This window comes from Streptomyces sp. NPDC001663, from assembly GCF_042893105.1.
Taxonomy (GTDB): domain Bacteria; phylum Actinomycetota; class Actinomycetes; order Streptomycetales; family Streptomycetaceae; genus Streptomyces.
In genome coordinates this window covers 140549-162832 of sequence record NZ_JBIAUR010000004.1, presented here as the reverse complement: position 1 = coordinate 162832, position 22284 = coordinate 140549, and the positions used below count along the sequence as shown (strand labels likewise).

The window sequence follows — 22284 nt, the reverse complement described above, 5'->3', positions numbered from 1 at the left end:
GTCACCTCCTGGGAACTCGTCGGGATCTACGTCAGCTGGTGCCGAGACCGGCGGCGTCGACCGAGCTCTCGCCGTCGGCCTTGAGGACCTTGTTGAGGATCGAGAGGTCGTAGATGCCCTTCAGGTTCGGCTTCTCCAGCAGGCCGGCCTTGACCGCGTGCTCCGCCTCCGTGTTGAGGGTGGAGGCCAGCGGGTCGTTGGTGAACTGGATCGACTTCCACGCCGGGTCCAGGACGTTGGCCGGCAGCGCCTTACCGGAGTCCGCCTCCAGCTGCTTGTTCGCCGCGGCCTTCGCCTCGTCCGGGTTGGCGTTGATCCACTTGTTGGCCTCGACGGAGGCCTTCAGCACGGCCTCGACGGCCTTCGGGTGGTCCTTGAGGAAGCCGGCCCGCACGATGATGTTGGTGATCACGAACTTCTTGTCCGGCCACAGCGATGCCTCGTCGAGCAGCACCTTGCCGCCCTCGGCGACCAGCTTCGACGCGGTCGGCTCCGGCACCCAGGCGCCGTCGATGGAGCCGGACTTGTAGGCGTCCGGGGTGATCTTGTTGTCCGTACGGACGACCGTGACGTCACCCTTGCCGCTCTGCGCGTCGACCTTCCAGCCCTGGTCGGCGGCCCAGTTGAGGAACGCCACGTCCTGCGTGTTGCCGAGCTGCGGCGTCGCGATCTTCTTGCCCTTGACGTCCTTCAGGGACTTGATCTTCTTCGGGTTGACGACCAGCTTCACGCCGCCGGACGCCGAACCGCCGATGATCTTCAGGCTCTTGCCGTTGGACTTGACGTAGCCGTTGATCGCGGGGGAGGGGCCGATCCAGCCGATGTCGATGGAGCCCGAGTTGAGGGCCTCGATCTCGGACGGGCCCGCGTTGAAGGTGGCGTAGTCGGCCTTGGTGGCGCCGAGTTCCTTCTGGAAGAGGCCCTGCTCACGGCCGACCAGCGCGGTCGCGTGGGTCAGGTTGCCGAAATAGCCGATCTTGACGGAGGAGAGCCCGTCGATCTTCTTGGAGCCCGCGGCGACCTTCTCGTTCGAGTTGGTGTCCTTGGAGTCCGACCCGTAGCCGCAAGCGGCGAGCGTGAGGAGCGGAAGTGCGGCCACCACGGCGATGCCGCGGCGCAGGAACGTGGAGCGGTTGACAGGCACGGGAGGTGTTCCTCTCGGAGGCCCGGCGGTCACGGTCTCTCAGGTCGTGGCCGGGAGGTCGGCAGGTCTTCGTCGCTTCCGGGACGTCGGGTGGGGGGACGGGGCGCGCAGGCAGTGCGCGTACGTCAGCACGCACATCGCGCCACCCCGCCCTGCCCGCTCCCGAGGTCACCGCTGCCGACGCGGCCGCCCTCCTTCGCGAACGTGGAGTAGTAGTCCGTGGAGTTCATGTCAGAAGTCCCACCCGTCGTCCTCGGCCTCGTCCTTGACGGGCTCGGGGGACGCGAACGACTCGCCGACCATGCCCGCGGTGAGCGTGGTGCCGTCGCTGGGGTCGATCAGGATGAACGAGCCCGTGCGGCGCGAGTCGGCGTAGGAGTCCACCGGCAGCGGCTCCGCGGTGCGGATCTTCACGCGGCCGATGTCGTTGGCGACGAGCTGTCCCGGGTGCGGGTGCAGGGACAGGTCGTCGAGCGTGAGACGGGACGGGATGTCCTTGACGATCGCCTTGACCGTGCGGGTGCCGTGCTTGAGCAGCACCCGATGGCCGACGGTCAGCGGCTGGTCGGCGACATGGCAGACGGTCGCCTCGATGTCCTGGGTGGTCGGCGGGGCGTCCTTGCTGGGCACGATCAGGTCGCCGCGCGAGATGTCGATGTCGTCCTCGAGGAGGACCGTCACCGACTGCGTCGTCCAGGCGACCTCGACCGGCTCGCCCAGCAGGTCGATGCCGGAGATCTTCGTCGCACGACCGGACGGCAGGACGGTCACCGCCTCGCCGACGCGGAACGAACCTGCGGCGATCTGACCCGCGTAGCCCCGGTAGTCCGGGTGCTCGGCGGTCTGCGGCCGGATCACGTACTGCACGGGAAGGCGGGCGTGGCAGTGGCTCAGGTCGTGGGCGACCGGGACCGTCTCCAGGTGCTCCAGGAAGGTCGGGCCGCCGTACCAGTCCATGTTCGCGGACGGGTCCACCACGTTGTCGCCGGCCAGCGCCGAGATCGGGATCGCGGTGATCTCCGGGACGCCCAGTTCGAGCGCGTACGCCGTGAACTCCTCGGCGATCGCGGCGAAGACGGACTCCTGGTAGTCGACCAGGTCCATCTTGTTGACGGCGAGGACCACGTGCGGCACCCGGAGCAGGGCCGCGATCGCGGCGTGGCGACGCGTCTGCTCGACGACGCCGTTGCGCGCGTCGACCAGGATCACCGTCAGCTCGGCCGTGGAGGCACCCGTCACCATGTTGCGGGTGTACTGCACATGCCCGGGCGTGTCGGCGAGGATGAACCGGCGCTTGGGCGTGGCGAAGTAGCGGTACGCCACGTCGATCGTGATGCCCTGCTCGCGCTCGGCCCGCAGACCGTCCGTCAGCAGCGCGAGGTCCGGGGCCTCCTGGCCGCGGTTGCGGGAGGCGTGCTCGACGGCCTCCAGCTGGTCGGTGAGAACCGACTTGGAGTCGTGCAGCAGCCGCCCGACGAGGGTGGACTTGCCGTCGTCGACGGAGCCGGCGGTGGCGAACCGCAGGAGGGTCGTGTCCGAGAGGGCCTCGGTCGTGGTCGTGCTCATGCTTAGAAGTACCCCTCGCGCTTACGGTCTTCCATCGCGGCCTCGGACATCTTGTCGTCGGCGCGGGTCGCACCGCGCTCGGTCAGCCGGGACGCGGCGATCTCCGTGATGACCTGCTCCAACGTCACAGCGTCCGAATCGACGGCGCCCGTGCAGGACATGTCGCCGACGGTCCGGTAGCGGATGAGTCGCTTCTCGACGGTCTCGCCGGACTTGGGCCCGCCCCACTCGCCGGCGGTCAGCCACATCCCGCCCCGCGCGAACACCTCACGCTCGTGCGCGAAGTAGATCTCCGGCAGCTCGATGCCCTCGCGGGCGATGTACTGCCAGACGTCCAGCTCGGTCCAGTTGCTGAGCGGGAACACCCGGACGTGCTCACCGGGCGCGTGCCGGCCGTTGTACAGGTTCCACAGCTCCGGGCGCTGCCGGCGCGGGTCCCACTGCGAGAACTCGTCCCGCAGCGAGAACACCCGCTCCTTCGCCCGGGCCTTCTCCTCGTCGCGCCGTCCGCCGCCGAAGACCGCGTCGAACTTCTCCGCCTGGATCTTCTCCGTCAGCGGCAGCGTCTGCAGCGGGTTGCGCGTCCCGTCCGGACGCTCCTTCAGCACACCGCGGTCGATGTAGTCCTGCACCGACGCGACGTGCAGCCGCAGACCGTGCCGCGCCACCGTGCGGTCGCGGTACTCGATGACCTCGGGGAAGTTGTGGCCCGTGTCGACGTGCAGCAGCGAGAAGGGAACGGCCGCCGGCGCGAAGGCCTTCAGCGCCAGGTGCAGCATGACGATGGAGTCCTTGCCGCCGGAGAAGAGGATCACCGGCCGCTCGAACTCGCCCGCCACCTCGCGGAAGATGTGCACCGCCTCGGACTCCAGAGCGTCCAGGTGCGAGAGGGCGTACGGGGAGTGCGTGCCCTCCTCGACCTCGGCGACGGTCGTCGTCATGCCAGTCCCCTCTCGGTGAGCAGCGCGTGGAGCGCGGCCGCGGACTCCTGGACGGTCTGGTTCTGGGACTCGATGCGCAGGTCCGGGGACTCGGGCTCCTCGTACGGGTCGTCGACACCCGTCAGCCCGGACAGCTCGCCCGCCGCCTGCTTGGCGTACAGACCCTTCACATCACGTACGGAGCACACCTCGACCGGAGTCGCCACATGCACCTCGATGTACGGCGCCCCGCCCTCCTGATGGCGCTTGCGCACCGCCTCGCGGCTGTCCGCGTAGGGCGCGATCACCGGGACCAGCGCCTTGACGCCGTTGCGGGCGAGCAGCTCGGCGAGGAAGCCGATGCGCTGCACGTTGGTGTGCCGGTCCTCGCGGCTGAAGCCGAGGCCCGCCGAGATGAACTCGCGGATCTCGTCGCCGTCGAGCACCTCGACGAGGTGGCCCTCCTCGCGCAGCCGGCCGGCCAGCTCGTACGCGATGGTGGTCTTGCCGGCACTCGGCAGACCCGTGAGCCAGACGGTGGCTCCGGTCGTCACGTTCGTCTCCTGAATCGTCGTCGTCATCCGTGCAGCCCGCACTCGGTCTTGGCGCTGCCCGCCCAGCGGCCTGCGCGCGCGTCCTCGCCCTCCAGGACGCGGCGGGTGCAGGGGGCGCAGCCGACGGAGGCGTAGCCGTCCATCAGCAGCGGGTTGGTCAGTACGCCGTGTTCGGCGACGTAGGCGTCCACGTCGTCCTGACTCCAGCGGGCGATCGGGGAGATCTTGACCTTCTGGCGCTTCTCGTCCCAGCCGACGACCGGGGTGTTCGCCCGGGTCGGGGACTCGTCACGGCGCAGACCGGTCGCCCAGGCCACGTAGTTCTTCAGGCCCCGCTCCAGCGGCTCGACCTTGCGCAGCTTGCAGCACAGGTCGGGGTCGCGGTCGTGCAGCTTGGGGCCGTACTCCGCGTCCTGCTCGGCGACCGTCTGACGCGGGGTCAGCGTGATGACGTTGACGTCCATCACGGCCTCCACCGCGTCACGGGTGCCGATGGTCTCCGGGAAGTGGTAGCCGGTGTCGAGGAACACGACGTCCACGCCGGGCATGGCGCGCGAGGCGAGGTGGGCGACCACCGCGTCCTCCATCGACGAGGTCACGCAGAAGCGCTTGCCGAAGGTCTCGGCCGCCCACTGCAGGATCTCCAGCGCGGAGGCGTCCTCCAGGTCACGGCCCGCCTGCTCGGCGAGCGCCTTGAGATCCTCCGTCGTCCGCTCTTCCTTCACCGCGGTCATATCTCGTCTCCCCCTCCTTCGGAGTGTTGAAGGCCCCGGGCGAGCAGCCCGAGGAACTTCAACTGGAAGGCCCGGTTGCACGCCGCGCATTCCCACGCGCCGTGGCCCTGCTCGCTCGGACGGAGGTCCTCGTCGCCGCAGTAGGGGCAGTAGAAGGGGGCCGCCCGCTCGCTCATGAGAGGGCCTCCTCGGACGCACGGGAGGCCCAGGCGGCGAACCGCTCGCCTTCCTCGCGCTCGTCCTGGAACCGCTTGAGGACACGCTCGACGTAGTCGGGCAGCTCCTCGGAGGTGACCTTCAGGCCACGCACCTTGCGGCCGAACCCGGCCTCCAGGCCGAGCGCACCGCCCAGGTGCACCTGGAAGCCCTCGACCTGCTCGCCCTGGTCGTTGAGGACCAGCTGGCCCTTGAGACCGATGTCCGCGACCTGGATACGGGCGCAGGCGTTCGGGCAGCCGTTGATGTTGATGGTGATCGGCTCGTCGAACTCCGGGATCCGGCGCTCCAGTTCGTCGATCAGCTGGGAGCCGCGCGCCTTCGTCTCGACGATGGCGAGCTTGCAGTACTCGATGCCGGTGCAGGCCATGGTGCCGCGCCGGAACGGGGAGGGCTTGGCGGTGAGGTCGAGCGCCTCCAGGGCCTCGACCAGCGGCTCGACCTGCGCCTCCTCGACGTCGAGGACGATCATCTTCTGCTCGACCGTCGTACGGACCCGGCCCGAGCCGTGGGCCTCCGCGACCTCGGCGATCTTCGTGAGCGTGGCGCCGTCGACGCGGCCGACGCGCGGGGCGAAGCCGACGTAGAAACGACCGTCCTTCTGGCGGTGCACACCCACGTGGTCGCGCCAGCGCTCCACGGGCTGGGCGGGCGCGGGGCCGTCGACCAGCTTCCGCTCGAGGTAGTCGTCCTCCAGGACCTGGCGGAACTTCTCCGCACCCCAGTCGGCGACGAGGAACTTCAGACGGGCGCGGGTGCGCAGGCGGCGGTAACCCCAGTCGCGGAAGATGCCGATCACACCGGCCCAGACGTCCGGGACCTCGTCCAGCGGCACCCAGGCGCCGAGCCGGACGCCGATCTTCGGGTTGGTGGACAGGCCGCCGCCGACCCAGAGGTCGAAGCCGGGGCCGAACTCGGGGTGCTCGACACCGACGAACGCGATGTCGTTGATCTCGTGCGCGACGTCCAGGAGCGGGGAGCCGGAGATCGCCGTCTTGAACTTGCGGGGCAGGTTGGAGAATTCCTTGCTGCCGATGTAGCGCTCGTGGATCTCGTCGATGGCCGAGGTGCCGTCGATGATCTCGTCCTCGGCGATGCCGGCGACCGGCGAGCCGATGATGACGCGCGGCACGTCGCCGCAGGCCTCGGTGGTGGACAGCCCGACCGCCTCCAGGCGGTTCCAGATCTCCGGGACGTCCTCGATGCGGATCCAGTGCAGCTGGATGTTCTGCCGGTCGGTGATGTCCGCGCTGCCGCGCGCGAACTCCTGCGAGATCTCGCCGATCACGCGCAGCTGCTGGGTGGTGAGGCGTCCGCCGTCGATCCGCACCCGCAGCATGAAGTACTTGTCGTCCAGCTCCTCCGGCTCCAGGATGGCGGTCTTGCCGCCGTCGATCCCGGGCTTGCGCTGGGTGTACAGGCCCCACCAGCGCATACGGCCGCGCAGGTCGTTGGGGTCGATGGAGTCGAAGCCCCGCTTCGAGTAGATCGTCTCAATGCGTGTCCGTACATTGAGACCGTCGTCGTCCTTCTTGAACTGCTCGTTGCCGTTCAGCGGGGTGTGATGCCCCGCGGCCCACTGGCCCTCACCGCGGTGACGGCTCACCTTGCGGCGGGGAGTCGAAGCGGCAGGCTTCTGCGGGGTGGCGGCCATGGTTCTACGTCCTTCGGGACAGGCGGGAAATCGGCTCTGACCTGCGCGTACGGGCGCATGGGCATACGTGCGCGTCTTTGCGCAGGATGAGACAGAGTGTCAGGAGATGTCGGGTGTGCTGCGGCTCGTCAGCACGCCGGACAGATGGCGCTGGACATGCGGCCGAGGTCGACGTGCCGCCGACTCACCAAGGCAATTCCAGTTCCAGACATGACGGAAGCGTGTCACGGCAATCTGGACACAGTCCAGCTTCGTCCACCATGCGGACACCCTTGTCCCGGTATCCGAGACGAGGGTGTCTTCGATCACATGGTTCGCGCGGACCCTTGTCCGTGCAGGTCAGGCGCGGTATGCGCCGGGCCAGGGGCCGGGTGCGGCCACCTCCGCCTGCTCCTCGACCTTGGTGTCGAAGAGCTTGAAGCCACGCCGCAGATAGTTGTCCATCGCATGCTCGCCGTCGAGGCTGCATGTATGCAGCCACACCCGCTTCGTCTGCGCCAGTCCCGGCCGGCGGTCCGCGAGGTCCCAGGCGCGGGCGGCGCCGTACGAGAGCAGGTGCCCGCCGATCCGGCGTCCCCGGAAGGCGGGGATCAGCCCGAAGTAGGCGATCTCCACGACCCCGTCGTCCTGCGGGTCCAGCTCCACGTACCCCGCGGGCGTGCCCCGGTCGTACGCCACCCACGTCTCCACGCCCGGCCGGTCCAGATGCTCCTGCCACTGCGCGTAGGTCCAGCCGAGCCGGTCGATCCAGCGGATGTCGCCGCCGACGGACGCGTACAGGAAGCGGCTGAACTCGGGCGAGGGCACCTCGGAGCGCACGATCCGCACGTCCCCGTCGGGCGCGGCGGCCGGGAGGAGGTCGGTCGGAGCGGTCTGCTCCAGGGACCAGGTGGTCACGGGGATGTTGGTCATGCCCGTCAGGGAATCATCCGAGCCCGAGTCGTGTCGATCGGGATCTATCCCAGGGAGCGGTCGACCGAGTTCATCGGCAGCGCGTAGAGCATGCGGCCCGACTGGGACCAGAGCTCGCCGGTCTCCTCCCAGTAGGAGAGGGATCCGGCCTGTCCGCTCCAGCAGTGCTGCGACTCGTCCGACCCGCACCGGGTGGCCTCCGCGTCCTTCGCGGTCTGCCGCCAGAGGGTGCCGTGCCCGTCCGGGCTGTCGGCCGCGCGGGCCAGGTACCAGTGCGAGGCGTGCGACAGGACGCCGCCGACGCCGGTCGTCTTCGTCTCGTACGCCTCCGTCGCGACCGCGCGCCCGGCGAAGTCGGTGGACAGCAGCCCGGCGCGGGCCGGGTCGCTGCTGAACGCGTAGCGCCACAGGCGGGTGTGCCGGTCGCTGTCCGAGGGCACCCGCTCGCTCGCGACCAGGCTGTCGGGAGCCGTGCTGCGGTCCAGGGAGATCGCCGCCGGGTGCGGGGTGCCGCTCGCGAGCCGGTACGAGCCGACGGCCGGCAGTACGTACCGGGAGCCGTACGCCGCCCAGCCGCCGTGCACCTTGCCGACCGCGCGGCTGTCCACGTTGGCCCGCTGGACGCGGTGCATGTCGTACACGTACAGCCCGTCGGCGGCGCTGACCAGCAGCTTGCCCTGGTACCAGACCATGCCGGAGACGGGGGAGGCGAGCCCGCGGTAGTCACGGCCGCCGTCGACCGGGACGACCAGGGTCGCCCAGGTGTAGACGAGGTTGTCGGGGTCGTCGGCGTCGACGAAGGCGACCCGGGCGAGGCCGGTCTTCGCGGTGCCGGTGTCGTGGGTCCAACCGGAGAGGATCACACGGTCGGCGCCCCAGTGGCCGTCGTCGTCCGCGTCCCCGGAGGTGGTGACCGCACCGGCCCGCCAGCCGCGGGTGTCGGCGGCGTCCCAGCAGTACGCGCGCGTGGCCGCCGGCTGGATGGGCAGGGCGGTGCGCTCGGCGGTCGTACAGGTGCCCGCGTTGTGGAGGGAGCGGTCGGCGTCCTCGAGGACGGCGCTCACGCCGACGGGCCTGCCCATCGCGGAGGCGAGCCGGTCGAGTGTCGCCTGCGGAACGAGCTGCTCCTGGAGGCGGAGTCCCGCGGTCGCCCCGGTGAGGGTCTTCAGGCCCCCCGGATCCTTGCTCACCGTGGCCTGCGAGGCGCTGATCATGGTGGCGGCGGCGGTGAGTGCGAGGGCGGTGCCGGCCAGGAAGGCGCGCAGCGCACGGCCCCGCTTCTGCCTGCGGTGTCGGCCACGTTGCTTCATACGTCCTCCCGAGGCGGGCCAACTGCGTTTATTGGTCCGTGTGTTGACCAAAGGAGCAGGTGGGGTGGCCCGTAGAGGGATGCTACGGCAGTCAGGGGCCGCAGGGGACGAAGACCCTGCAAATATGCGGAAGATGCCATCGGCAGGGCCATACGGGGAACTTCGGCGTCACTCAGGGAAATGGGGCGGACACCCTCAGGTCGTCCCGGCGGACGAGCGCCCGTTGACCACCGCCGGTGCCGCCGACTGCGGCAGCAGATGGTGCGGGTCGGCCGGCAGCAGCACCTCGACCTCCGCGCCCTCGGCGAAGCGGTACGGCCGGTGTTCCAGCAACCCCCCGAGATAGCGCCGTACTCGGGACATCTCGGCGCGCACCGTCACCCTGCGGGCCGGGTCGCCGAACATCTCCTCGGCCAGGCCCGCCGCACTGCGCCCGCCCCGGTGCAGGGCCAGCAGGTAGAGCAACTCGGCGTGCCGGGGGCTCAGTTCGTGGCTCCAGGAGCCCGCGCCGCCCGATACCGTCACCGACGAGCGGCGCGGCTGCGTCAGGTCGAGGACGACGCGGGTCGTGCCGCGCGGTACCGGTTCGTCCGAGATCCGGATCAGCCAGCCCTCGGCCAGCGGCTCCACCCCGCACAGCCCGAGCGGCGGCAGCCACCGGCGGCCCGCCGCCAGGGACTTGGGCAAGGCGATCCGATTCGTGTACGGCATCCCGGTCACCGCCGCGGTCCAGCCGTCCCGGTCCACCGCCAGCGCCCGGCCGCCCAGCCGGGCCAGCACCGGGGCGGCCACCGAGCGCAGCCGCTCCAGCGAGGTCAGGTGCAGTTCGCGCAGCCGGGCCTCGGCGAGCTTGGCCACTGAGTCGACCCAGGCGAGCGTGGCCGGGTGCATCGTCTCGAGCGGTCCGCTGACGTCCACGACGCCGAGCAGCCGGCCGTCGCGCGGATCGGTGATGGGCGCGCCGGTACAGGTCCAGGTGGTCTGGGAGCGCACGAAGTGCTCCGAGGCGAAGACCTGCACGGGGCGGCGGACGACCGCCGGCGTGCCGATGCCGTTCGTCCCGACCACGTCCTCGCGCCAGTCCGCGCCGAGTTCGAAGCCGAGCCCGTCGGCCTTGCGCAGGACGGGCGCGCTGCCCTCGCGCCACAGCACCCGGCCGTCCTCGTCGGCGATCACCATGATGTGGTGGGCGACGTCCGCGACCGACAGCAGGCCCTCGCGCAGCACCGGCAGGACGTGCCGCAGCGCCGTGGACTCCCGGCGCCGCCGTACCTCCTCGACGGGCAGCAGCCCGGACCGGCGGTCGCGCTCGGGATCGATGCCGCTGCGCAGCATGCGCCCCCAGGACTGCTCGATGACCGGGCGCGGCGCGACGGGGGAGCGCTGGCCGGAGAGCGTGGCGGAGCGGACCTCGCTGAGTACCCGCGCCGCGCGCGCCGTGTCGACCACGGCGAGCTGCGTCACGTCCGTCGGCGAGAGCGCCACTGGTCCTCCCGAAGAAGCGGCTCGTGACAACCGGTTTCCCGTCGCGTTTCGGCCACGGACCCGGAGTCTGTCCCAACTGCTTGTCCCATAGTGCCGTTCGTCCCTGACGGACGGGCACAGTCCAGCCACAGACAGCAGCAAGTTGCAACCCCTTGCAACCCTGGTGGATCCTCCCCGGCTTGTTTGAATATTGAGCAACGCCGTCCCGAGCGGCGTTCGTGGCCTCGAACGGGCCAGGGGAGCGGGGGTGGTGCCGTGTCGGCGCAGCACCACCCCCTGCCTCCGGCGGTTCGGCCGAATTCACGGCCCGGGTTCCCCGCGCCCCTAGGACGGCCGGGCTCGCTCCACGATTGAAGCGTGAGCCAAGGTGTGCGGCAGGGTTCCGAAGGCCGAGCCTGCGTCCCCGCCGAGCCGCGAGGCGCAGAAGGCGTCGGCCACCTCCGGTGGGGCGAATCGGACCAGCAGTGAGCCCTGAAGCACCAGGGCCAGGCGCTCCGTCAGCCGCCGGGCACGGCCCTCGATGCCGTCCAGGTCGGCCAGTTCGGTCAGCAGGTCCTTGATCGCGCCGTCGAGACGGTGGTCGGCGCCGCGTGCCTTGCCGACCTCCTGGAGGTAGGCGTTCAGGGCCTGCGGCTCCCGCTGGAGCGCGCGCAGCACGTCCAGCGCCTGGACGTTGCCGGCCCCCTCCCAGATCGAGTTGAGCGGTGACTCGCGCACCAGCCGGGGCAGCCCGGACTCCTCCACATAGCCGTTCCCGCCCAGGCACTCGGCGGCCTCGACCGCCACCGGCGCGCACCGCTTGGTCACCCAGTACTTGGCGGCCGGCACCGCGATCCGCAGCAGCGCCCGCTCCTGCTCGCTCCCGTCGTCGTAGGCGGCGGCCAGGCGCAGCGCGAGGGTGGTCGCCGCCTCGGACTCCAGCGCGAGGTCCGCGAGGACGTTGCGCATGAGCGGCTTGTCGACGAGTTTGCCGCCGAACGCCTCCCGGTAGGTGCAGTGGTGCACGGCCTGCGCGACGGCCTGGCGCATCAGCCCCGCCGAACCGAGCACACAGTCGAGCCGGGTCGCCGCCACCATGTCGATGATGGTGCGCACCCCGCGCCCCTCGCCACCGACCCGGCGCGCCCACGTGCCGTCGAACTCGACCTCGCTCGAGGCGTTGGAACGGTTGCCCAGCTTGTCCTTGAGGCGCTGGATGAGGAAGACATTGCGGGAGCCGTCGTCGAGCACGCGCGGCACCAGGAAGCAGGTGAGGCCCTCGGGGGCCTGGGCGAGGACCAGGAACCCGTCCGACATCGGCGCGGAGCAGAACCACTTGTGCCCGGTCAGGGCGTACGTCCCGTCCTCGTCGAGGGGGCGCGCGGCTGTCGTGTTGGCGCGTACGTCGCTGCCGCCCTGCTTCTCGGTCATGCCCATCCCGAACAGGGCGCCGGCCTTGAGCCGGGCGGGGCGCAGCCCGCGGTCGTAGACCATGGACGTCAGCCGCGGTTCCCACTCGGCGGCGAGGTCCGGGTCGGTGCGCAGCGCGGGTACCGCCGCGTGGGTCATCGACAGGGGACAGCCGTTGCCGGCCTCGACCTGCGTCCACACCAGGAAGGCGGCCGCTCTGCGCACATGGCCGCCGGGGCGGACCCAGGCGGCGGTGAGCCCGGCCGCGACTCCTTTGCCGAGGAGCCGGTGCCAGGCGGGATGGAACTCGACCTCGTCGATACGGCGGCCGTGGCGGTCGTGGGTCCGCAGCCGGGGCGGGTTCTCGTTGGCCTGTACGCCCCATTCCTGTACCTGCGCGGATCCGGAGGCCCGGCCGAGGGCGGACAACTCGCCGTGCACCTCGTCCAGCAGGTCGGGGGTGAGGTGCCGGCCGACTGCGTCGCTGAGGGCGCGGTCGGCGGTGAAGACGTCGTAGTCGACCAGGGGCGGGGGCTGGTTGGTCACGGAGTGCGTACTGCCTGCCATGCCTGCGAAAGTACCCCGGGGTGGGGTGCCGGTCACGCCATGGACACGGCACTCGGCGTGGGCTGCCAGGGGGCTCCGCCCCCTGGACCCCCTGTCAGGCCAGCTGGGCCACGGCTGCCGGCGCCTCCTGCTCCATCACGTCCGCCGGCCAGCCCTCCCGGTACACCGTGTCCAGATAGCGTTCGCCGAGGTCCGGGGCGATCGCCACCGAGGTCAGGCCCTGGTGGCCGTGTTCCGCCAGCCACTGGCCGGCGCCGCTGATCACCGTGCCCGTGGAGCCGCCGAACATGAAGCCGCGGGCGGCCAGCCGACGGCACGCGAGGATGGCGTCGGTCTCCTCGACACGGACCAGGTCGTCCACGTACGACTCGTCCAGGAGCGGCGGAGGCACGCTCATGCCGAGCCCCGGGACCATCCGGCGCCCCGGCGTCCCGCCGAAGCTCACCGAGCCGACGGTGTCGACGGCCACGATGCGCACCGGGCGCCGCCACTGCCAGAACCAGCGGGCGCAGCCCATCAGGGTCCCGGTCGTGCCGGCCCCGACGAACAGGACGTCCAGGTCCGGGAAACGGCGGGCGATCTCCGGGGCGGTCGTGCGGAAGTGCGCCCGCCAGTTGCTCTGGTTCTTGTACTGGTTGAGCCACACGTACCGGTCGTCCGACGCGCACAGGGCGCCCACGTACGACATCCGTGCGCCGAGGAAGCCGCCGCGCGCGTCCGGTTCCTCGATGACGTGGACCTGGCTGCCGAGCGATTCCATCAGCCGGATGGTCGGCTGGTTGCAGCGCGAGTCGGTCACGCACAGGAACCGGTAGCCGCGGCTCGCCGCGATGACGCTCAGCGCCACGCCCAGGTTCCCGGACGACGACTCGACCAGGACGGAGCCGGGCCGCAGCCGGCCCTCGCGCTCGGCGGCGTTCACCATCTCGGTGGCCGCCTTGATCTTGATCGAGCCGGCGAAGTTGAACCCCTCGCACTTCAGGTACAGCGGCAGCCCCAGTGCGGCCCGAAGGTCGACATAGAGCTCCTCCTCGTTGAATTGAACGGGATCGGAAATGACGGGCATGATGCCCCCCTCCTCATGCGCCACGATCAGCCGTGTCGGCGCAGCTCGTGGAAGAACCCGTCGACGACGTGCAGCCCGCCCCTACGGGCCACTTCGTCGTGGACGAACTTGCCGACCGCAAGGTCGAGCACCCCCAGTCCGAACGGGGAGAACACCACCGTCCGGTCACCCGGAACGGTCACCCGTCCGGTCATCACGTCGTTCAGCGTGCCGTCCAGGAACTCCCGGCTGCCCGTGAGCTGTTCGGCCAGGTGCGGCGAGGTCTGCGCCTTCAGGCAGTGCTCGACGTCGTCGACGTAGTTGGCGGACGCGAGCAGGATCCTCGGGTCCAGGTCGCGCAGCGACACGTGCAGCACCAGCGGGTGGTGTGCGAACCACGACGGATCGTGGATGTGCGGCTGTGCTGCGACCGTGGCGAAGACCAGCAGGTCCGAGCCGCGGACGAGGCTCTCGGCGTCCTCGTGCAGCGTCACGTGCCCCTTCGCACCCGAGCGTTCCAGATAGTCCCGGAACCCGGCCGCGCTGTCGGAGGACAGGTCGTGCACGCCCGTCTCCTCGAACTCCCAGCCCGTCGCCGTGAGATGGGTGTGGATGTAGCGGGCGATCAGACCCGTGCCGATGAACCCGACCCGGGTCGGACGGGTGCGGGTCCGGCTCAGCCGGTCCGCCGCCAGCGCCGCCGAGGACGCCGTACGCGTCGCGCTGATCACCGAACTCTCCAGACACGCGAACGGGTATCCGGTGTCCGGGTCGTTGAGGATCAGCACCGCGGAGGCCCGCGGCAGCCCCGACTTCGTGTTCTCCGGGAAACTGGAGATCCACTTCAGGCCGTCCACCCGCAGCGGTCCGCCGAGCGAGGCGGGCAGCGCGATGATCCGCGAGGACGGGCGGTCCGGGAAACGCAGGAAGTACGACGGCGGGTTCACCGAGTCGCCCGCCCCGTGCAGCCGGTACACGGCCTCGACGAGGTCGGCGATCTCCTGCTCCCGGCCGTTCAGCACCTGCTGGACCTGCTCGCCGGAGATCACCGCGAACGGCGGTGCGCCCAGGGCCGTTTCAGCGGCACCTTGAGTGGTTGTCATGCGGTCCTCACCTCGATGGTCGGTGCGCAGTCCGTCAGCCGCACCGGATCGCCGAGCGCGGCCAGCACCTCGCGCGGCCCCTCGAAGGGCTCCCTGCTGTGCGCGGTGCGGATGTTGTCGACGAGCAGCAGGTCGCCGGAGCGCCACGGCTCGCGCAGGGTGTGGGCCTCGTACACCTGGTTGATGGTCTGTACGACGTCCTCGCCGAGCGGATCGCCGTTCCCGAAGCGGGTGTTGAAGGGCAGTCCGTCCGAGCCGTACACATCGACCAGGTACTCGCGCACCTCGGGATCCATCGTCCACTCGTTGAGGAACGCGATCTGGTTGAACCAGCAGCGCCGGCCGCTGACCGGGTGGCGCACGACGGCGCTGCGGTGCTGCCGGGTGCGCAGCGAGCCGTCGTCCTGCCAGGCGAACTCGATGGCGTTCGCACGGCAGTAGCGCTCGACGGCGGTGCGGTCGTCGGTGCCGAAGGCCTCGGCGACCGAGGCGCCGATCTCGTCGTTGTACGTCCGGGTCAGCAGCCAGCCCTCCCGTTCGAACCGCTCGACGAGCTCAACGGGCAGTGCTTCCAGCACAGTCGGCCCGTCGGCAACGGCGGTCGCACCACCGGCTTCCGGAGCCTCCAGGCACGCGAACAGCAGCAGACCCGGGAACTCCGTGCCGTAGCTGAGCTCGTGATGCATGCACATCTGCTGGTTGGGCGGCCACTTGGAGGAGGAGTACACGCCGTCGCCGTAGGAGCGGCGGGGTGCGAAGGGCTCCCGGTCGGCCATCAGACCGTGGGTCAGCCGCTGGAACACGGACCCGGTGGCGGTGGGCTCGCTCAGGGCCAGCCCGCGGACCAGGAGGCTGCCGTGCTCGGCGACCGCGGCACGCAGCGCGTCGCGGTGCTCGGAGACCCAACTCACCGGGTCATCCTCGGACTTGGCGTGCACGAGCGGTGGACGGTCCGGGGACAGTTCGATGTCGGGCAGGAAGGTCGCGGACGAGTGCGACATTGCAGAGGTTCCTTTCCTTTGCACGGCTCAGTGGTGCTCGTCGAGCAGCCCCGCCAGATCGGCGAGGACCGGGTGGCTGGTGACGTCCTTGAGAGTGATCGCCCGGTCCAGGGCGATCGCCAGCTTCACGGCGGACAGCGAGGTGCCGCCGCGGTCGAAGAAGTGGTCCAGGCGGCCGATGCGGTCCGCGGGGATACCGAGCACATCGGCCCAGGCGGCGGCCATCCGCCGCTCGGCACGCGAGTCCGGCGCACCGGAGACATCGGCGTCGAGCTCCTCGGCGAGCGCGGTGAGCGTCTTGCGGTCGGTCTTGCCGTTGGCGGTCAGCGGCAGCCGCTCCCGCCAGTGCACGACCGCCGGGACCATGTACGGCGGCAGCGACGCGGCCAGCTTGTTGCGCACCTCGTCGGCGCCGACCGGATCGGGACCGGTGCAGAACGCCGCCAGCTGCGTACCCCGTACGACGACCACGGCGCCGTCGCGCACGCCGGGCACCCGCAGCAGCTGGTTCTCGATCTCGCCGATCTCGATACGGAACCCGCGGATCTTCACCTGGCTGTCCCGCCGGCCGAGGAACTCCAGCTTCCCGTCGGGCAGCCAGCGCCCGTGGTCGCCGCTGCGGTACAGCCGCTCACCGGGCCGGTACGGGTCGTCGGTGAAGGCGGCCCTGGTGCGCTCCGGGTCGTTGACGTAGCCGCGCCCGACGCACACCCCGGAGAAGACGATCTCGCCGGGCGCGCCCAGCGGTACGGGCACAAGGTCCTCGTCGACGACGTACACCCGCACGTTCGCCACCGGCCGCCCGAGCGGCACGCGCTCCCCGTCCGGGGCCCGCTCCATCACCTCGTGGTTGGTGTCGTCCGAAGTCTCCGTCAGGCCATAGGCGTTGACGAGCCGGATGCCGGGCTCGTTGTCGAACCAGCGCTGCACGAGCTCCTTCTTGACGGCCTCACCGGTGACCGACACACAGCGCAGGTCGGGCAGTTCGCGCGGCCGCTGCTCCAACTCGGCCAGCACCGCCTCGAGATACGACGGCACGACCTGCAGCACGTTCACCCGGCCCCGCACGATCGTGTCCACGAACCGCGGCACGTCCAGGATCGTCTCCTGCCCGACCACCAGGGTCCGTCCGCCGACCAGCAGCGCGGAGACCAGCTGCCACAGGGAGATGTCGAAGCACTGCGGCGCGGTCTGCGCGACCGTCCGCCCGGCGCCGATGCCCAGGTCGCCGATCTTGGCGAGGACGTGGTTGAGGAACCCGGCGTGCTCGCACATCGCGCCCTTGGGCTCACCGGTGGAACCGGACGTGAAGTAGATGTAGGCGAGTTGACCGGCCGCGACGGGCACGCCCAGGTCGTCGTCGGCGTGCGCCTCGGCGTAGGCGGCGTCCACGAACAGCTTGCGGGCCGCCTCGTCGACGTTCCCGGCGCTCCCGGGCTCGGTGAGGACGAGTTCGCAGCCGGCGCGGGCGAGTGTGGTCGTGATGCGGTCGGCCGGGAAGTGCGGCTCGACGGGCAGATACACCCCGCCCGCCTTGAGCACGGCGAGCACGGAGGCCAGCCAGTCGAGGTTGCGCTCCATCACCACGGCGACCACGCCCTCGCGCCGCAGCCCGCGGGCGAGCAGCGCCCGGCCGATGCGGTTCGCACGGGAGTTGAGCTCCCGGTACGTCCACTCCCGCCCGTCCTCCACGGCGGCCACCGCGTCCGGGTGCAGGATGACCCGCTCCTCGAACAGTTCGTGTACCCGCCGGTCGGGCAACTCCCTGTCCGGGCCCGCCAACTCGTCCAGCTGGAAGCGGAGTTCCTCCTCGGAGAGCAGGGTGGGCCGGTCGGGTTCGGCGAGCGCGGTCAGGTGGTAGCCGGCGATGCGCGCGGCGGCCTCGGCGTTCAGGACGTCGGTGCGGTAACGCAGCCGCAGAGTGCCGTCGGCGACGCTCACGTCCAGTGTGGTGTCGTACTCGGCCTGCTCGCCGGTGAGTGCGCCCAGCACCCTGGCATGCGCGGCCGCCAGGTCGGCCGGCTGCACCGCTGTGCCCTCCGGCAGCTGGACCTCGTACTGCGCGACGCCCGGTTTCGGGTCGAGCGTCCAACGCGGGATCGTTTCCATGAGTTCAGTTCCCCCTGTTGCTGTCATGCGTGCCGCGGTGCGACCGCCGGGTTCCCGCCCCAGTGCGCCCCCGGCGGCATCTCCTCGCCCTTCATCAGGAAGGAGTCGGGTGCGAGTACGGCGCCGTCCCCCATCGAGACGCCGTAGTGCACGAGCGCCCCGGTGCCGAGCGTGCAGCCCGCGCCGATGGTGATGTGGTCGGACTTGAAGGTGCCGTCCTCCTGCGAGTGGGCCTGCACCTTGGTGTGCGCGGCGAGCGTGCAGTCGTCGCCGATCGCGGCCAGCGTGCGGTCGGTGATGTAGCAGCCGTCGTCGAAGACCCGGCGCCCCATCCGGACGCCCAGCAGCCGCCAGACGAAGCTCTTGAACGGCGTGCCGTTGAACACCACGAGGTGGTTGTCGGGCACCTTCCACAGCCGTTCCACCCACCAGAAGTGCGGGTCGTAGATCGAGACCAGCCGTGGTTCGAGCGGCCGGAAGCGGGTGATCAGCCGCTCCACCAGCACGTAGTAGCCGGTGCTGAACGCCAGGCCCACGAGCAGGGACGCGCCGATCAGCAGACCGCCGACGGTGCCGCTCGCGCCGTACAGGTCGAAGGCGGCGAAGCCGAGCACGCTGAGTGCGAACCAGTGCAGCCAGCGCACGAACAGGAACAGGCCCATCGAGCGCAGGTTGTAACGGTTCTTCCGGGCCAGCCGGCGGTGCAGTTCGTCGCCCTCGCGCAGGTGGTCGAAGCGGCTGTCGCGCTCCACGGAGCGCGGGATCTCGAAGGCGGGTGAGCCCAGCAGGCCCACGCCCTCGCGGATCTCGCCGTCCAGCGGGACCATCACCTTGGTCGCCAGCAGGCAGTTGTCGCCGGTGCGGCCGCCGCTGGGGTAGGCGATGTTGTTGCCGAGGAAGTTGTGCGGCCCGATCGTCGCGCGCGAGACCCGGAAGGACGTACCGGAGAAGTCGGCGTTCACGATCGAAAGGCCGTCGGCGACCATCGTGCCGCTGCCCACGGTCACCAGGTACGGAGTCTCGTGCTGGACCTCCGTGCCGAAGTTGGAGCCGGTCTGCTCGACGTGTGAGAGGTCGTAGCCGATGGACTTGAGGTAGTGGACGATGTACGAGCTGTCGCCGCACAGCCACTTGAAGAACTTGACGTTGGTCATACGGGCGACGGCACGCTGCACCGAGTAGTGGAAGCCGTAGAGCGGGTAGACCCGGTCCGGGCGCAGCAGCAGGCTCAGCAGACGCGGCAGCAGGGACACGGCGGCGAGGCCGAGGACCAGGAAGCCCGCGTAGGCGGCCAGCGAGAAGCCCAGTGCCTCGCCGTAGAACTCGGCCGAGCCCAGGTCCTGGGTGGTCGGGTCGAGCAGGACGTCGAGGGTGGGAACCACCGTCAGCAGCAGGTACGTTCCGCCGACCGCCACGGGGACGTAGACGACCAGCATCTGCAGCAGTCCCCCGAGGCCGAACAGGACCCTGCGCAGGGTGGAGACGCGGGCCGGGGGGATGCGGACGTAGTCGACGTCCGTGCGCAGTGCGGGGGAGCCGTGCCAGCGCTCGCCCGCGGGGACCGACGCACCGCCGTACAGGGCGGAGGAGTGGCCCAGCTGCGCGCCGTCGCCCATCGTGGTGCCGATGTCGAGGACGGTCTTCTCACCGACGTACACGTCCCGGCCGAGCGTCACACGGCCGGTGCGGATGCGGCCGGCGTGCGCCTGGTAGCACTGGAAGAAGGAGTCCTTGCGGAGCACCGAGCCGGCGCCGACGGTCAGCAGGTCGGTGCAGACCGGCACCGTGTGGGACAGGATCGTGACGCCCTTGCCGATCCGGGCGCCCAGCGCGCGCAGGTACAGCACGTACAGCGGGCTGCCGGTGAACAGGATCAGCGGGTTGGCGTGCAGCAGCGCCTTGACGGTCCAGAAGCGGACGTAGGCGAGGCTCCAGACCGGGAACTCAGTCTCCTTCCAGCGGCCGATCAGCAGCCACTTGGCGGCGATCGGGACGAGACAGGCGCCCAGGAACACCGCGGCGCCGAAGACCAGCGACCGCAGGTAGATGTCGACGACCCCGTCCACGGCGGAGATCCACTCGTAGCCCTGGCCCATGACGATCCCGGCGAGCGCGCAGTAGACGGCGAAGACCAGGAACTGCAGCGCGCCGCACAGGAGATAGCGCGGGGTGCTGCCGGTCGGGGCGGGCGGCTCGGCCTTCACCGGCGCGGGGGCCGGGGCCGTGTCGAGGGCCGCCGCCAGGCTGCGGATCGTCGGATTGCCGTAGACGTCCTTCATCGACACCGACGGAAGATCCGGCCGCTTCCTGACCCGGGCGCAGAAATGGGCCATGACCAGGGAGTTGGCACCGAGATCATCGAAGAAGTGGCTGTCGACGGGTATGTGTTCCTTGCGTACGACACCGGCCAGCACCTCTGCGAGGACATTTTCGGTGACGGTGTCGATTTTTCCCACCACGGCCGCTCCTTACGGTTTTTACAGGTTTTCCACACTTACGGGTTTTTGGTGTCGCCCGGTTCTGCCGATGTCGGGTCGGTTACGGGCTCGTTGCATTCGGCCACCCGGCGTGACCCGCGTAGAGGTTGGGTCCAGATGTTCCGCGGGTGCGTGGACATGCCACAGGGGCGGACGCGTCGTACGCATGTGCGGGAAAACATCCCGATCGGAGCCGGCCCGCGTGCCCTGTCCACCCCGGCGATGCGCGGCGCAGCCGGGTCCGCGCCGCCTCGATGGGCCTGTGACGGCGGACGCGTCAACGGGTGTGGAGCTGGCATGAAAATTCCCCCGAGGAAAATACGGTGGAACCTCGCCCGCTGTTCACGGCGGCGCGGAATTCCATGAAATTGGGACTCGAGTTGATTCGAGTGAATTCGAGTTCGGAATGTTGCTCGAGTGTGTTGAAGTGGCCGCGTGAAAATGGCGCAGGGCAGCACGGTGCGACCCACATGGTTCCCATGCGGATCACGGGTAACGCGGCTGGATAGGGCCCTGGTCATGGACCCTCGATGTCCCCCGTGTCGTGTGCGCCTGAGTCGTCCTCAGCATGCACAACGAATGCAATGCGGATTCTTTCGGAGAGTTCATGAACGGTTCAAGGGCGTTTCGGCCATTGGCGCGTTCCAGCCGCTCCGGAGTTTATCGATCACATCGGCGGCAAAAGGCACTCGGGTGGGTGACCGGGGAACTCACCGAAGTGCCGGTGTATGTGTCGGAGGTGATTCCGGTTGTCGTGGCAGAAAAATCAGGCCAACGCGGACATGACAGAAAAATGGGTCGGAATCTTCGACGGTTACCGCCCTGTTGCTGCTTCGTTTCCCCGGGAACGCATCGACGGGCTACCGGGGCGGAGGGTGAGTGCACTCAGCCAGGACGGATACCTTTAGGTCGTGCAGCCAGCAAGTGAATCCCCTCAGGCCCCCTCCGGGCGTCTCCACCGGGCGCGTGCCCTCTACCGGAACGTCTCGAAGCGCAGGACCGCCTGGCTGCTGCTCAAGGACACCGTCAACTCGTGCATGGAGTACCGCATCCTGGGCCTGGCGGCCGAGGCCGCGTTCTTCACGCTGCTGTCCGTGCCGCCCCTGCTGCTGAGCCTGATCGGTCTGCTCGGCTACGTCGACGACTGGACCGGCACCGACAGCATCTCCAGTCTGGAGAGCAACATCCTGGAGGCGTCCCGCACCGTCCTGTCCGACAAGGGCGTCTCGGAGATCGCGAAGCCCATCCTGCACGACGTGATGAAGGGCGGCCGGCCCGACGTCATCTCCATCGGCTTCCTGTTCGCCCTGTGGTCGGGCTCCCGCGCGGTGAACGTCTTCATCGACACCATCACCGTGATGTACGGCCTCGACGGCGTGCGCGGCATCGTGAAGACCCGGGTGGTGGCGTTCCTGCTGTTCATCGCGGCGCTGCTGATCGGCTCGATCGCGCTGCCGCTGATGGTCGCGGGCCCGGACGCGGTGGTGCGGATCGTGCCGTGGTCGGAGACGCTGGTGCAGGTCCTGTACTGGCCCGTCGTGATCGTCCTGTCGATCGTCTTCCTCACCACGCTCTACCACGTGTCCGTGCCGGTGCGCTCCCCGTGGATCGAGGACGTGCCGGGCTCGCTCGTGGCCCTCGCGATGTGGGTGGTGTGCAGCTTCCTGCTGCGCATCTACCTCACGAACACCATCGAGGGCGCCTCGATCTACGGCTCACTGGCCGCAGCTGTCGCCGTGCTGCTGTGGATCGGGGTGGGCGCCTTCGCCGTCCTCGTCGGGGCCGCGGTCAACGCCGCGATCGACCGGGTCTGGCCGGCCGCCGCGACGGCCGCGGCCCGCGCCGCGAACGAGCGGATGCGCGAGGCCCAGCTCGCCGAGCACGTGGCCCGCACCGCCGCGAGCCACGAGACCGATCCCGAGGACCCGGACATGCCCTCGGAGTTCCCCGAACGCTGGACCCGCTTCCTTCCTCCGGAGGACGTGACGTCACGCCTGCGGACCCACGTGAAGAGCACGCACCCGCCGCACAAGCCGGATGGTGTGAAGAGCACGCACCCACCGCACAAGCCGGACGGTTCGTAGCGCCCTCAGGGCGC

Annotated in this window: 18 protein-coding genes; 1 reads left to right on the top strand and 17 read right to left on the bottom strand. The window is 70.0% G+C overall.

The window, feature by feature from the left end; all coding sequences use genetic code 11:
* Window positions 1-31 precede the first annotated feature (31 nt).
* The 17 genes from ACFY1L_RS14690 to ACFY1L_RS14610 form a co-directional block, all read right to left on the bottom strand.
* The gene (locus tag ACFY1L_RS14690; protein ID WP_388823191.1) at window positions 32-1144 is read right to left on the bottom strand and encodes an aliphatic sulfonate ABC transporter substrate-binding protein; all 1113 of its coding nucleotides are present in this window, start codon (window positions 1142-1144) and stop codon (window positions 32-34) included.
* Window positions 1145-1375: 231 nt separating this feature from the next.
* Window positions 1376-2710: a sulfate adenylyltransferase subunit 1 gene (locus tag ACFY1L_RS14685; protein ID WP_388823189.1), complete on the bottom strand. Its 1335-nt coding sequence runs from the start codon at window positions 2708-2710 to the stop codon at window positions 1376-1378.
* A 2-nt stretch (window positions 2711-2712) separates the two neighbouring features.
* Window positions 2713-3651, bottom strand: a complete 939-nt coding sequence (cysD, locus tag ACFY1L_RS14680; protein ID WP_388823187.1) for a sulfate adenylyltransferase subunit CysD — start codon at window positions 3649-3651, stop codon at window positions 2713-2715.
* Window positions 3648-4211: an adenylyl-sulfate kinase gene (gene cysC / locus ACFY1L_RS14675; protein ID WP_361278542.1), complete on the bottom strand. Its 564-nt coding sequence runs from the start codon at window positions 4209-4211 to the stop codon at window positions 3648-3650. The genes cysD and cysC overlap by 4 nt, the downstream gene beginning before the upstream one ends.
* Window positions 4208-4918, bottom strand: a complete 711-nt coding sequence (locus ACFY1L_RS14670) for a phosphoadenylyl-sulfate reductase (protein WP_388823185.1) — start codon at window positions 4916-4918, stop codon at window positions 4208-4210. The genes cysC and ACFY1L_RS14670 overlap by 4 nt, the downstream gene beginning before the upstream one ends.
* Window positions 4915-5094: a hypothetical protein gene (locus ACFY1L_RS14665; RefSeq protein ID WP_361278546.1), complete on the bottom strand. Its 180-nt coding sequence runs from the start codon at window positions 5092-5094 to the stop codon at window positions 4915-4917. Before ACFY1L_RS14665 ends, ACFY1L_RS14670 begins: the two co-directional genes overlap by 4 nt.
* The gene (locus ACFY1L_RS14660; RefSeq protein ID WP_388823183.1) at window positions 5091-6788 is read right to left on the bottom strand and encodes a nitrite/sulfite reductase; all 1698 of its coding nucleotides are present in this window, start codon (window positions 6786-6788) and stop codon (window positions 5091-5093) included. The genes ACFY1L_RS14665 and ACFY1L_RS14660 overlap by 4 nt, the downstream gene beginning before the upstream one ends.
* A gap of 128 nt (window positions 6789-6916) precedes the next feature.
* Window positions 6917-7000: a putative leader peptide gene (locus ACFY1L_RS14655; protein ID WP_313904670.1), complete on the bottom strand. Its 84-nt coding sequence runs from the start codon at window positions 6998-7000 to the stop codon at window positions 6917-6919.
* Between the two features lie 127 nt (window positions 7001-7127).
* A complete protein-coding gene (locus tag ACFY1L_RS14650) occupies window positions 7128-7700 on the bottom strand; it encodes a GNAT family N-acetyltransferase (protein ID WP_388823181.1) in 573 nt (190 codons plus the stop codon).
* 44 nt (window positions 7701-7744) lie between these two features.
* Window positions 7745-9010 (bottom strand): hypothetical protein, encoded by a 1266-nt coding sequence (locus ACFY1L_RS14645; protein WP_388823179.1) that lies wholly within the window; start codon window positions 9008-9010, stop codon window positions 7745-7747.
* 195 nt (window positions 9011-9205) lie between these two features.
* The gene (locus tag ACFY1L_RS14640; protein WP_388823177.1) at window positions 9206-10495 is read right to left on the bottom strand and encodes a GAF domain-containing protein; all 1290 of its coding nucleotides are present in this window, start codon (window positions 10493-10495) and stop codon (window positions 9206-9208) included.
* Between the two features lie 324 nt (window positions 10496-10819).
* Complete coding sequence (locus ACFY1L_RS14635; RefSeq protein ID WP_388823175.1) at window positions 10820-12451, bottom strand: acyl-CoA dehydrogenase family protein; 1632 nt, start codon at window positions 12449-12451, stop codon at window positions 10820-10822.
* Window positions 12452-12545: 94 nt separating this feature from the next.
* Window positions 12546-13517 (bottom strand): 2,3-diaminopropionate biosynthesis protein SbnA, encoded by a 972-nt coding sequence (gene sbnA, locus ACFY1L_RS14630; RefSeq protein WP_388823173.1) that lies wholly within the window; start codon window positions 13515-13517, stop codon window positions 12546-12548.
* 26 nt (window positions 13518-13543) lie between these two features.
* Window positions 13544-14599, bottom strand: a complete 1056-nt coding sequence (gene sbnB, locus ACFY1L_RS14625) for a 2,3-diaminopropionate biosynthesis protein SbnB (RefSeq protein WP_388823172.1) — start codon at window positions 14597-14599, stop codon at window positions 13544-13546.
* The gene (locus ACFY1L_RS14620) at window positions 14596-15600 is read right to left on the bottom strand and encodes a TauD/TfdA family dioxygenase (RefSeq protein ID WP_388823170.1); all 1005 of its coding nucleotides are present in this window, start codon (window positions 15598-15600) and stop codon (window positions 14596-14598) included. The genes sbnB and ACFY1L_RS14620 overlap by 4 nt, the downstream gene beginning before the upstream one ends.
* Window positions 15601-15627: 27 nt before the next feature.
* Complete coding sequence (locus tag ACFY1L_RS14615; protein WP_388823168.1) at window positions 15628-17709, bottom strand: amino acid adenylation domain-containing protein; 2082 nt, start codon at window positions 17707-17709, stop codon at window positions 15628-15630.
* Between the two features lie 23 nt (window positions 17710-17732).
* Window positions 17733-20165 (bottom strand): Pls/PosA family non-ribosomal peptide synthetase, encoded by a 2433-nt coding sequence (locus ACFY1L_RS14610; RefSeq protein WP_388823166.1) that lies wholly within the window; start codon window positions 20163-20165, stop codon window positions 17733-17735.
* A 932-nt stretch (window positions 20166-21097) separates the two neighbouring features.
* Between ACFY1L_RS14610 and ACFY1L_RS14605 the strand changes: the two genes are divergently transcribed.
* The gene (locus ACFY1L_RS14605; RefSeq protein WP_388823164.1) at window positions 21098-22270 is read left to right on the top strand and encodes a YihY/virulence factor BrkB family protein; all 1173 of its coding nucleotides are present in this window, start codon (window positions 21098-21100) and stop codon (window positions 22268-22270) included.
* Window positions 22271-22284 lie beyond the last annotated feature (14 nt).